This window comes from Arthrobacter sp. B0316-1-20 (genome assembly GCF_059091865.1).
The window spans coordinates 1-10,458 of the sequence record NZ_JBNHHC010000083.1; the positions used below are offsets into that span (position 1 = coordinate 1).

13 protein-coding genes are annotated in these 10,458 nt (G+C 66.3%); 9 read left to right on the forward strand and 4 right to left on the reverse strand.

Annotation, left to right across the window (positions count from 1 at the left end; genetic code table 11):
* Positions 1 to 375: hypothetical protein (locus AC5RW2_RS38440; RefSeq protein WP_494075163.1), on the reverse strand; the 375-nt coding region annotated here is incomplete at its 3' end.
* 22 nt (positions 376 to 397) lie between these two features.
* A complete protein-coding gene (locus AC5RW2_RS38445; RefSeq protein WP_493986657.1) occupies positions 398 to 667 on the reverse strand; it encodes a hypothetical protein in 270 nt (89 codons plus the stop codon).
* A 390-nt stretch (positions 668 to 1,057) separates the two neighbouring features.
* On the opposite strand from AC5RW2_RS38445, the gene AC5RW2_RS38450 reads away from it, so the two are divergent.
* Together AC5RW2_RS38450 and AC5RW2_RS38455 are read left to right on the forward strand one after the other, a co-directional pair.
* The gene (locus tag AC5RW2_RS38450) at positions 1,058 to 1,954 is read left to right on the forward strand and encodes a diacylglycerol/lipid kinase family protein (protein WP_494075164.1); all 897 of its coding nucleotides are present in this window, start codon (positions 1,058 to 1,060) and stop codon (positions 1,952 to 1,954) included.
* Between the two features lie 369 nt (positions 1,955 to 2,323).
* Positions 2,324 to 2,860, forward strand: a complete 537-nt coding sequence (locus tag AC5RW2_RS38455; protein WP_494075165.1) for a hypothetical protein — start codon at positions 2,324 to 2,326, stop codon at positions 2,858 to 2,860.
* 235 nt (positions 2,861 to 3,095) lie between these two features.
* Here AC5RW2_RS38455 and AC5RW2_RS38460 read toward each other — a convergent pair whose 3' ends face one another.
* A complete protein-coding gene (locus AC5RW2_RS38460) occupies positions 3,096 to 3,323 on the reverse strand; it encodes a hypothetical protein (protein WP_494075166.1) in 228 nt (75 codons plus the stop codon).
* Positions 3,324 to 3,619: 296 nt separating this feature from the next.
* Positions 3,620 to 4,228 (reverse strand): mycofactocin system transcriptional regulator MftR, encoded by a 609-nt coding sequence (gene mftR, locus AC5RW2_RS38465; RefSeq protein WP_494031250.1) that lies wholly within the window; start codon positions 4,226 to 4,228, stop codon positions 3,620 to 3,622.
* A 133-nt stretch (positions 4,229 to 4,361) separates the two neighbouring features.
* Here mftR and mftA point away from each other — a divergent pair, with 133 nt between their 5' ends.
* The 7 genes from mftA to mftF all read left to right on the forward strand — a co-directional run bounded on the left by mftA (position 4,362) and on the right by mftF (position 10,266).
* The gene (gene mftA, locus AC5RW2_RS38470; RefSeq protein WP_494031249.1) at positions 4,362 to 4,457 is read left to right on the forward strand and encodes a mycofactocin precursor MftA; all 96 of its coding nucleotides are present in this window, start codon (positions 4,362 to 4,364) and stop codon (positions 4,455 to 4,457) included.
* On the forward strand, positions 4,457 to 4,738 hold the full coding sequence (gene mftB / locus AC5RW2_RS38475; RefSeq protein WP_494037018.1) for a mycofactocin biosynthesis chaperone MftB: 282 nt from the start codon (positions 4,457 to 4,459) through the stop codon (positions 4,736 to 4,738). The genes mftA and mftB overlap by 1 nt, the downstream gene beginning before the upstream one ends.
* A complete protein-coding gene (mftC, locus tag AC5RW2_RS38480) occupies positions 4,735 to 5,982 on the forward strand; it encodes a mycofactocin radical SAM maturase (protein ID WP_494031247.1) in 1,248 nt (415 codons plus the stop codon). Before mftB ends, mftC begins: the two co-directional genes overlap by 4 nt.
* Before the next feature lie 69 nt (positions 5,983 to 6,051).
* Positions 6,052 to 7,347: a pre-mycofactocin synthase MftD gene (gene mftD, locus AC5RW2_RS38485; protein WP_494031246.1), complete on the forward strand. Its 1,296-nt coding sequence runs from the start codon at positions 6,052 to 6,054 to the stop codon at positions 7,345 to 7,347.
* Positions 7,348 to 7,355: 8 nt separating this feature from the next.
* Entirely contained in the window at positions 7,356 to 8,045 is a 690-nt protein-coding gene (mftE, locus tag AC5RW2_RS38490; protein ID WP_494031245.1) for a mycofactocin biosynthesis peptidyl-dipeptidase MftE, read from the forward strand.
* On the forward strand, positions 8,042 to 8,833 hold the full coding sequence (locus AC5RW2_RS38495) for a mycofactocin-coupled SDR family oxidoreductase (RefSeq protein WP_494031244.1): 792 nt from the start codon (positions 8,042 to 8,044) through the stop codon (positions 8,831 to 8,833). Before mftE ends, AC5RW2_RS38495 begins: the two co-directional genes overlap by 4 nt.
* Positions 8,830 to 10,266: a mycofactocin biosynthesis glycosyltransferase MftF gene (gene mftF, locus AC5RW2_RS38500; protein WP_494031243.1), complete on the forward strand. Its 1,437-nt coding sequence runs from the start codon at positions 8,830 to 8,832 to the stop codon at positions 10,264 to 10,266. The genes AC5RW2_RS38495 and mftF overlap by 4 nt, the downstream gene beginning before the upstream one ends.
* Positions 10,267 to 10,458 lie beyond the last annotated feature (192 nt).

Here is a 10,458-nt window from a genome sequence, read left to right on the forward strand (position 1 = left end):
GGCGGCGTCCTCAGCCTCCTCCGCGGCATCCTCCTCAGCCTCAGCCGCATCCTCCGCGGCTTCGTCCTGATCCGCTTCCTCAGCCGGGTCCTCCTCAGCCGGAGCCTCGGCGGCGTCCTCAGCCTCCTCCGCGGCATCCTCCTCAGCCTCAGCCGCATCCTCGGCGGCTTCGTCCTGATCCGCTTCCTCAGCGGGGTCTTCAGCCGGAGCCTCCTCAACCGGAGCCTCGTCGGCGATGGTCTCTGCGGCTACGGTTTCGGCCGCGGCGGCGGGATCTTCAACATCGTCCGCTGCCTGCGATCCGGTGATTCCGCCGGCGAGGAAAATGCCGGCGACGGCCGCCGTTCCAATGATCTGTCGGGTCTTGTTCTGCACGGTTTTCTCCAAACACTAGATTTCAATGTGCCGCATCGGCACCGCTTCCAGATTTGCGGGACGTCTTTCTGCCGCCGGTTCTTGGGTCTCCGGCGCTAATTGCGGTAATAATTCTTCCCGCATTTCCTGAAGCAATTTTTCTCAGCATCCGGTTGGGAAAAGGTTGATTTATGAGGGATTTCTCATCATTTCCGGACCCACGGTTGATTTCGGAATCCGCCCGGGCGGCAGTGCCGGCATAGGACGTGCAGGGGGGCAGACGGGCCTCGCACGAATCAGGAATTGCTTTCATTATTCCTGCAGAGCCCAGACCACAGCCCGCTTTTACGACGGTTGGCTCATCAGCCGGCGGGAGCCGAAAATACTGTGGGCACGGTCCGGCCCGTGATGTGAAACAGGGAACCCACCAAGCGGGTATGACAGAAGCAGCCGGATCCGGCCCCCCGCTGATACGGGCGGGCCAACACCCCCGGAGCGTAGCCCCGCCCCTGTGGATGAAGCTCCCATTCCTCAGGCCAAACGGCACATACAAATCCGAACACCGGGCTGCAGGACCTGCAAGCGCCGATATCAGCGCATCTGCCATGGGCCGGCGTGGCAAATGCGAATGGGCTCGGAGCCGGCCCCGAGCCCGGGTATTTCGATGGCTCTGTCTCGCGTTCGCGGTGATTAAGCTGGTGGTATGAATGGTTCCTCTTCCGGGTGTTTTGAGCGGATTGTGCTCATCTACAATCCGGACGCCGGCAAGGTCCCGGTGTATTTGGCTGACCACCTGCGCGGGGACCTGGCCCGGCGGCTGCCGGATGTGCCGGTTCAGGTGCGCCACACCGCAGCGGCCGGGCATGGCCGCGAACTGGCGCGCGCCGCGGCGCAGGACGGCAGACCGCTGATTGTTTCGGTCAGCGGCGACGGCGGCTTCAATGAAGTGGTCAACGGGGTGATGGATGTCCCGGGCACCGGGGCAGTCTGCGCCGTGATGGCCGGAGGTAACGCCAACGACCACCGCCGCAGCACCGGGCGCCAGCTTCTGATCGAAGCGATCACCGGGGGCGAGATCCGGCGGATCGACCTGCTGAGGCTGCGGGTCGGCGGCGGGCCGCAGCAGTGGTCGCGCTACGCACACTCCTATATCGGGTTCGGCCTGACCCCGCTGATGGCCATCGGGATCGAAAAGGGCCAGAAGGGCGCACTCAAGGAGCTCGTCTCGGTAGCCCGCACGGTCGCCGGACTGCGGCCCTTCGAGATCGCCCGGGCCGACGGCGCCCGGGCGACGCTGGACAGCCTGGTGCTTGCCAATATCCCGGATATGGCCAAATACGGCAGGCTCAGCGAGTCCGGCGATCCAGCGGACGGGAAGTTCGAAGTGGTGATGCTGCCGCATGCCGGCAAGTGGCGCATGGCACTGATGACCCTCCGCGCGGTGACGGTGGGCCTGGGCGAACAGCCCAGCGTCAGCCGCTACGCGTTCAGCACGACGGACAGCATCCCGGTCCAGACCGACGGCGAAATCATGACCGTCGGTGCCGCGTCGGATGTATTGGTGGAGTCGGTGCCCGAAGCCTTGGCCGTCATCGGCTGAAGCTGTCCGGGCGGCTGTCCGCCTGAACCGGGCAACATGGCGCGAGCAGGGTAACTGCCCCCCGTTCAGCGGGACCGGTTGCGCTGCCGGTGCCGGCCCTTCCGGTTCCTGCGCGTTCGCCCGCGGCCGGATGATCCGGGCGTCACCGGCCATGGCGGTCAGGGGTCCTCCGCCGGCGGCCGCGGTGAACAGGGCCGGCCCAGGATTGACTGCGCTCGAAGCCGAAGTACCGCAGGCGTGGCCCGGTCCTGGCAATGGGCCATCAAGATGATCGGCAGCACCAGCAGAATCAGGCCGGCAACAGCGGCCGTGCAGATCATGCCGTCCAAAAGAATTCAGTGCGGCCCTGCGCCGGTCTACGCTGTGGCCATGACCAATCGCGGACCATGGTCCATCCGCCTGCACCACCGGGCGGGCGGGCAGGTGAATCCACTCCGGGCCGTAAGCCGCATCTCCGCCTACGTGTACGGCAACGTTCTGGTACTGGCGGCCATTGTCGCCTCCACTCCGTCCGCGGTCCGGACCGGCGAAGCTCTCCTCTACATCCTCGGAACAGCACTGACCACCTTTTTGGCCCACGTTCTCGCGCACGGTTTCAGTGCCTCCGCGGTGGGCGGCAAACTCTCCCGCAAGGAAATGCTTCACCAGCTGCGCGATGCTGTCCCGATCCTGACGTCCGGGCTGATGCCGGCCGCCGTGGTCAGCCTTTCGGCCCTGGTGAGGCTTGAGGACCGGCTTGGCCTCGCCGCAGCAGCCACTCTGATCCTGTTCCGCCTTGCCTCCATCGGTCTTGTCGTCCAAAGACAAAGCGGCAGGTCCGCCAGCGCAGGGGCCTTGTGGGGCGGTATCGGCCTGGCCGTCGTCGCCAGCATCATCGTGGCGGTAAAACTGCTCATCGCCCACTGAGAAAGATCCCACGCCGGGATGCCCGCATTCGCCGGGACGACCTCGACAAGGCGTTCGACGAGCCCGCACGAAGAAGAGCCGACCAAGGAGGAACAGGACCCATGTCGGCCAAGGCGCGCCGATAACAGGGCATATGACATTGGGTTGCTGTTTACTGCCTGGCATAACGGTCAGCAGCTCGGGACATGAATAGTTACTTGAGACGGTCGTGAGTCTTCGAAAAACATAGGGCACCCTATTTCTCCGGCGGCAGTTTGGCCTGTTCCACCAGTTCGGTTATCCATGGTCGGTGCCCGCGGTGAAGCACCAAGCCCTCGGGCAGATTTTGGACGGCCACGGCGGAACCGGAAATGTCGATGGTGATCCGCCCGGTGCCCGTGGGCGCGTTGGTGATATGGAGGCGGCCGAAGGACTCCGGGAGCACCGGGTCCAGCCACAGGCCGCCTAAGGAGATGGCGGTCATTCGTACCTTCCTCTTCACGGATATGGTTATGGCCGCTGTCGGCCGGTACCAGCCGGGTAGGAATCACATCGGAACAACACTGTGACGGGTCACGCGCTCAAAGACGCGGACAACCTTCTGATCAAGTCACCGAAGTGGGCCGGACGGGTACCGGCCAACCACCCCGATGGAAGGACAGGTCGGGAGCAAGACACTACGGTCATTGTTTTTTTGAGTCACATCCACGGGGTGGGACAGCCAGTACCCATCCTGCCTGCCAGTCCCAGACCAGCTGCAGATAAGTCTCACAGACCCTTCTATGGGTCAAGGTAGGTCCGTAGACCCGTCATGGCGCGGTCGATGAGGTCCAGGAGCGCGTCCGCGCCGGTTTGCGGTTGCGCAAGCCAGGCTTCGTATGCGGTCACCGAGAGCGCCAGTGACACGTGTCCGACCATCCGGGGTATCAGGTCATCCGTTTGTGCCCCGGTACGGCGTGCAACGTATTCTGCGATTACGCGGCGCCACGCCGCGTAACGAAGCACAGAATGGGCCTGCAACTCAGGCGTGGTCAGGATGAGCCTCATGCGTTCACGGTGTGAGGGACGAGCTTCTGCGGGAAAACGGTTGAATTCAATAACCGCTCGATGCACCCCGGCATGTACCGGAGCATCATCGGGCTGTTCATCCAGCAACGCACGGAAACGGTCAAGTGTCCCGTCGAACTGACCCCATGGAATGTCATTCTTCGACTGGTAATAGCGAAACAGCGTCCGCCGCCCAACACCAACCCGCTCTGCGATCAAAGCCATGGTGGTGCGGGCGAAGCCGCGCTCGGCAAAGAGAGCGAAGGCCGCCTGCTCGATCACAGCATGGGAGGTGACCTCCGGCCGGCCCCGTGCGCCCGTGCAGATTTGCTTACTGGACATACATTGCAACCTACCGTTTCTGGTCATGATCGATTCATTTTTGGGTAGAGGATAGATTTATTGCCCTCGGTGCCATTAGTGTGGCTAAGAGCACGTTTATGTGCCTAAGAACACGTTAGAAGGGAAGATCACAATGAACCCCATCGAGCATCAGGATCAGTTGACCGAGCTGGTCAGCGAAGACCTCATCGAGGAGATCTCGATCGACGGCATGTGCGGCGTCTACTGATGGACGCCCTGCTGGGAGAGCCGTGGACGCTCTCGCCGTCGGTGGCGCTGCGGCCCGAGCCCTTCGGGGCGCTGGCCTACCATTTCGGCAACCGGAAACTGACCTTCCTCAAGCGGCCCGAACTGGTCGCCGTCGTCCGCGGCCTCGGTTCGGCCCCGGACGTACGGACCGCGCTCGAAGGCGCGGGCGTGCCGGCCTCCCAGCACGAATCCTATGCGGCGGCGCTGCGCGGCCTGGCCGCGACCGACATGATCCGCCCCCGGAAGGAACCTGAAGCATGACCACCAACCTGACCGAGCGTCCCACCCACCGTCCGGAGAGGCCGCAGTCCGGCACGCTGGTGCAGCAGTTCGAATACGGCTTGGATGCCCCGATCTGTCTGACCTGGGAGCTCACATACGCCTGCAACCTCGAGTGCGCGCACTGCCTCTCCTCATCAGGCCGGCGGGACCCGCGCGAACTGAGCACCGAACAGTGCAAGGCGGTTATCGACGAGCTGCAGCGGATGCAGGTCTTTTACGTCAACATCGGCGGCGGCGAGCCGACGATCCGCCCGGATTTCTGGGAGCTCCTGGAGTACGCCGTGGACCACCAGGTCGGCGTGAAGTTCTCCACCAACGGGGTGCGGATCAATCCCGAACGGGCCCGTTTCCTCGCCGCCACCGACTATGTGGACGTCCAGATTTCCTTGGACGGTGCGACGGCGGAGGTCAACGACTACGTCCGCGGCCCCGGTTCCTACAAGACCGCACTGCGGGCCCTTCAAAATTTGCAGGACGCGGGCTTCAAGGACGCGAAGATTTCTGTGGTGTGCACCAGGCAGAACATCAGCCAGCTCGACGAATTCAAGGCGCTGGCCGACCGGTACGGGGCCACGCTGCGGCTCACGCGCCTCCGCCCCTCCGGCCGGGGCGCTGACGTGTGGGACGAACTGCACCCGCTGCCCGAACAGCAGCGCGAACTCTATGACTGGCTGATGGCCCACGGCGAGGACGTGCTCACCGGTGACTCGTTCTTCCACCTCGCAGCCTTCGGCGAGTCGCTCCCGGGCCTGAACCTGTGCGGGGCCGGACGGGTCGTGTGCCTGATCGATCCCATCGGGGACGTCTACGCCTGCCCGTTCGCTATCCATGACAACTTCCTGGCCGGCAACCTGCTCGCCGACGGCGGCTTTCAGCAGGTTTGGCAGACCTCCCCGCTGTTCCAGGACCTGCGCTCTCCGCAGACCGGCGGCGCGTGCACGACGTGTCAGTTCTTCGATTCCTGCCGCGGTGGCTGCATGGCCGCGAAGTTCTTCACCGGCCTGCCCCTTGATGGCCCCGACCCCGAATGTGTCCAGGGGTACGGCGAGCAGGCCCTCGCCGGGGACCGCGTCATACCGCCGGCCAGCAAAGACCATTCCAAAGCCAATCCGACCCGCAACCAGCCCGTGATGCTGCAGCTCCTCACCCGCCGGCCTGACCGGCCGCCGGTCTCGGCATGTGCGGAGAGCCCCCTCGCGGGCTTCGATCCCACCACCCTTTGACACCTGGCCGTCAGTCTCCTCCAAACAAGAGCTGGGCGGTCCGGACACCAACCTCTGAAGGCAAGGCAAATGAAAATCGAGAATCCCTGGAAGCAGAACCCCTGGTTCGAATCCGTCGCCGTTGCGCAGCAGCGTGCCCGCAGGCGCCTCCCGCAGCCGGTCTATGGTGCCCTGGTCGCCGGGTCCGAGCGCGGCCAGAGCATCGCCGATAACGAGGCAGCGTTCGCCGAGCTCGGCATGGCGCCCCACGTCGTCGGCCAGCAGCCCGAGCGCAGCCAGGCAACGACTGTCTTTGGGCAACGAATTGGCACGCCGGTCATCATCAGCCCAACAGGAGTACAGGCAGTACATCCCGACGGCGAGGTCGCCGTCGCTCGGGCCGCCGCGGCGCGGGGCACGATTATGGGCCTGTCCAACTTCGCCTCCAAGTCGGTCGAGGACGTCACCGCCACCGGCGCCACCACCTTTTTCCAGATGTACTGGACCGGCGACCGAGACACGATGATCCAACGCATGCAACGAGCCCACGCTGCTGGCGTCGCCGGCCTGATCGCGACCCTGGACTGGTCATTCTCGATGGGCCGCGACTGGGGCAGCCCCGAAATCCCGGAAAAGGTGGACTTCAAGGCCATGGTCCGTCTGGCACCCAAAGTCGCTACAAAGCCGCGGTGGCTGTGGCAGTTCGGTCAGCAATTCCGCGAAACCGGAAAACTGCCCGACCTCACCGCCCCCAACCTCGCCCCGCCCGGCGGCGAGCCGCCAACCGCTGCCCCGGGCGGCGAAACCCCGGTGAAACCATCCTGGGGGCCGGCGCCCACCTTCTTCGGCGCCTACTACGAGTGGATGACGACTCCGCCACCCAGCTGGGAAGACGTAACCTGGATGCGGGAAACCTGGCAGCAGATCTCCGGCACACCGTTCGTCCTCAAGGGCGTCTGCCGCGTCGACGATGCCCTGCGCGCGGTCGACGCCGGCGTGGCGGGCATCTCGGTGTCCAACCACGGCGGTAACAACCTCGACGGCACCCCGGCCGCGATCCGGATGATCCGCCCCATCGCAGAGGCCGTGGGAGACCAGATCGACGTGGTCATGGACGGCGGCGTGCGCCGCGGCTCCGACGTGGTCAAGGCCCTCGCCCTGGGCGCCAAGGCCGTCCTGATCGGGCGCGCCTACTTGTGGGGACTTGCCGCCAATGGACAGGCCGGCGTCGAGAACGTCCTCGACATCCTCTCCGGCGGCATCGACTCCGCCCTGCGCGGACTCGCGTTGTCATCGACCGCCGAGTTGCGTCCCGACCACCTGCTCATCCCTGACGGATTCGACCGGGCCCTGGGCGTCCCCGAGCCGGCCATGACCAACCGTTGACCAGTCCAATGACCGCGCTCTCATCAACTACCTCTTTCGACGTCCCCGCGGCGGTGACCGTCCTGGTGCCCGTCGGCTCGATTGAACAGCACGGGCCGCACCTGCCGCTTGACACCGACACGGTCATTGCGACCGCGGTCGCGTCCGCGGCAGCCAAGGCACTGATCGCTGTGGGACAAAGGACAGTGGTAGCGCCCGCGCTGGCCTACGGGTCCAGCGGGGAACACCAGGATTTCCCCGGCACATGCTCGATCGGCACCGCTGCCCTGCGCACGGTGCTGGTCGAACTCACCCGGTCACTGCGCACCTGGGCCGAGCGGGTCGTCTTTGTCAACGCGCACGGAGGCAACTTCACTGCGCTGCGGGACGCGGTCCGCCAGCTCATCCGCGAGGGCCATGACGTCGCCTGGGCCGCCTGCGCGACCGAAGAGGTCGACCTGCATGCCGGACGCACCGAGACTTCCCTGATGCTCCACCTGCGACCTGGAGATGTCCGGCTCGAGCGGGCCGAGGCCGGCAACACCGGCCCCCTCACCGAACTGCTCCCGCTGATGATGGAGGGCGGGATCAAGGCGGTCTCCGCCAACGGCGTGCTCGGCGACCCGGCCGGCGCGACCGCCGAGGACGGCGCGCTGCTGCTGGCCTCGATGGTCAGCGACGTCGTCGACGCTCTCGGCGCAAAGGTCCCTGCCCGGTGAGCCCCCGCGTCGTGCTGGTCACCGGAGCAGCTCGGGGCATCGGCGCCGCGACCGTCCGCCGGCTGGCCGCGGACGGCCACCGGGTTCTCGCAGTCGACGGCTGCGAAGGCGACCAAGCCAGCCTGCCGTACCCGCTCGCCACCAAGGCTGACCTCGACTCGGTGGTGGCCGAAGCCCCGGACGGCACCGTCATCGGGCACATCGCTGACGTCCGCGACCGCGCCCAACTCGAGGCAGCGGTCCAAGTCGCCCTGGACCGCTGGGGACGACTTGACGCCGCCGTCGCGGCGGCCGCCGTCATAGCCGGCGGACAACCCTTGTGGGAGACACCCGAGGCGGACCTGCAGCTGCTGTGGGACGTGGACGTGCGGGGCGTGTGGAACACGGCCGCCGCCACAGTCCCGGCCTTCCTCGCCGGCCCGCACCCGCAGGGCGCCCGGTTCGTCGCCGTGGCCTCCGCCGCGGGTCGCCAGGGGCTGTTCCGGCTCGCCGCCTACAACGCCGCCAAACACGCCGTCGTCGGACTCGTCAAAGGGCTCGCAGCCGACCTCGTCGGCACTGGCGTCACCGCCTGCGCGGTGTCGCCGGGCTCAACCCGGACGGCAATGCTGGCCGCCACGAGCAAGGTCTACGACCTGACCGACGTCGAAGACTTTGCCAACCGCCAGCTGCTCAGGCGCCTCCTCAACCCCGAAGAGGTGGCCGCCGCCATTGCCTTCTGCTGCAGCCACGAAGCCACGGCCCTCAACGGCTCGGTCGTGCACGCCGACGGAGGATTCTCCGCATGACCGTGTCCAAGCTCACCGACCGGCAAACGCTCCCTGACGGCTTCCAAATCCGCCTCCGCGACGACCTCATCATCGCCGACCAGGGAAGGCTCCTCATTGGCGGCTCCCCCACCCGCAGCGTGCGACTCAGCGCACGAGCACAAAGCCTGCTCGCCTACGGTCAGCTGACCGTGAAGGATACGACGACGGCGTCACTCGCCCGCCGCCTCCTCGACGGCAACCTCGCCAACCCCGTACTCGACCGCGTCGAGGTATCCCTGGCGGACCTCACGGTCATCGTCCCGGTACGGGACCGGGCCGAACAACTGGACCGCTGCCTGACCGCACTCGCTCCGCTGCGGGTCATCGTCGTCGACGACGCCTCACACAACCCGGCAGCCGTCGCGCAGGTCGCGCATCGGCACGGCGCGCGCCTGATCCCACTCCCCTGCAACCTGGGTCCGGCCGGAGCCCGCAACGCCGGACTCGCCCAAGTCGCCACGCCTCTGGTCGCTTTTGTCGACTCCGACGTCGAAGCCGACGCCAGCGCCCTGCTCGACCTGTCCCGCCACTGCACCGACCCGCGCGTTGCACTCGTCGGGCCCCGAGTCGCCGGCGTAACCCGGACGGCTCGGCCCCGCTGGTTCGAACGGTACGACGCAGCCGCGTCCTCCCTCGACCTAGGCAGGACCGGTGGCCAGGTCCGCCCCGGCGCCAAAATCGGCTGGCTCCCCTCGGCATGCCTCGTAGGCCGCACAGAACTACTGCGCGCCGGTTTCCAGGACACGTGGCGGGTAGCCGAAGATGTCGATTTCGTCTGGCGGCTCGTCGAGACCGGACACGTCGTGCGGTACGACCCCACAATCGAAGTTCGCCACGCCATCCGGCCAAGCGTGCGAGCCTGGCTTGGCCGAAAAGTACTCTACGGAACCGGCGGAGCCCTCCTGGCCTCTCGGCACGGTGACAAAGTCGCCCCGGCAGTCCTGTCGCTGCCCATGGCCCTCGGCGCCGCGGCGGTCCTCCAACGCCGCTGGTGGTCAGCACCGGTCGCCATCAGCGCCGGCGCGATGACCGCGTGGTCCCTCCGTGCACGCCTTCCCGCCGTCGACGGTGCTGGCTTAATCGCCACGCGGCTGGCAGCCCGAGGCCTGGGGTGGGCGGTGCGCCAGGAATGCGGCCTCCTGCTCCGGCACTGGTGGCCGGCCGCTGCGATCGGGGCGTTTTTCAGCCGGTCAATCCGGCGCGCCTTGATCACTGCCGTCGCCGTCGATCTCGTGCTGTTCCTCTGTGAACGATCCGACGTCGATCCGCTCACTGCGCTTGTCGGCCGCCGCCTGGACGACCTCGCCTACGGAACCGGGCTATGGTGCGGCGCCCTACACCGGCTCGACGCTCGATGTCTCGCCGTTCGATGGGTTGGGAACGGTAGAAACGATTCGAGGCAGGCGTTTTGAACGATGAGGTGCGTGATCCCGAGGGGCTGGACAGGAGGCTTGGTGTCATACCATTCTCAGCCGTGACAAGGTAACCGTTCTGCGCTGCTGCCACCGATTCGACCGGCCGGTCCATAGCCAGCCTCGCACCGTGGCCGACAGCCAGTTCGATAGGTCATCGAGGGCATGCAGGCACGCGGCCCGGCCAGCCCC

Coding starts and splice junctions, on each gene's coding strand:
- mftD (WP_494031246.1), top strand. CDS start 6,052: ATGAAAATCGAGAATCCCTGGAAGCAGAACCCCTGGTTCGAATCCGTC.
- AC5RW2_RS38450 (WP_494075164.1), top strand. CDS start 1,058: ATGAATGGTTCCTCTTCCGGGTGTTTTGAGCGGATTGTGCTCATCTAC.
- mftA (WP_494031249.1), top strand. CDS start 4,362: ATGAACCCCATCGAGCATCAGGATCAGTTGACCGAGCTGGTCAGCGAA.
- mftE (WP_494031245.1), top strand. CDS start 7,356: ATGACCGCGCTCTCATCAACTACCTCTTTCGACGTCCCCGCGGCGGTG.
- mftB (WP_494037018.1), top strand. CDS start 4,457: ATGGACGCCCTGCTGGGAGAGCCGTGGACGCTCTCGCCGTCGGTGGCG.
- mftR (WP_494031250.1), bottom strand. CDS start 4,228: ATGTCCAGTAAGCAAATCTGCACGGGCGCACGGGGCCGGCCGGAGGTC.
- AC5RW2_RS38455 (WP_494075165.1), top strand. CDS start 2,324: ATGACCAATCGCGGACCATGGTCCATCCGCCTGCACCACCGGGCGGGC.
- AC5RW2_RS38460 (WP_494075166.1), bottom strand. CDS start 3,323: ATGACCGCCATCTCCTTAGGCGGCCTGTGGCTGGACCCGGTGCTCCCG.
- AC5RW2_RS38445 (WP_493986657.1), bottom strand. CDS start 667: ATGAAAGCAATTCCTGATTCGTGCGAGGCCCGTCTGCCCCCCTGCACG.
- mftC (WP_494031247.1), top strand. CDS start 4,735: ATGACCACCAACCTGACCGAGCGTCCCACCCACCGTCCGGAGAGGCCG.
- mftF (WP_494031243.1), top strand. CDS start 8,830: ATGACCGTGTCCAAGCTCACCGACCGGCAAACGCTCCCTGACGGCTTC.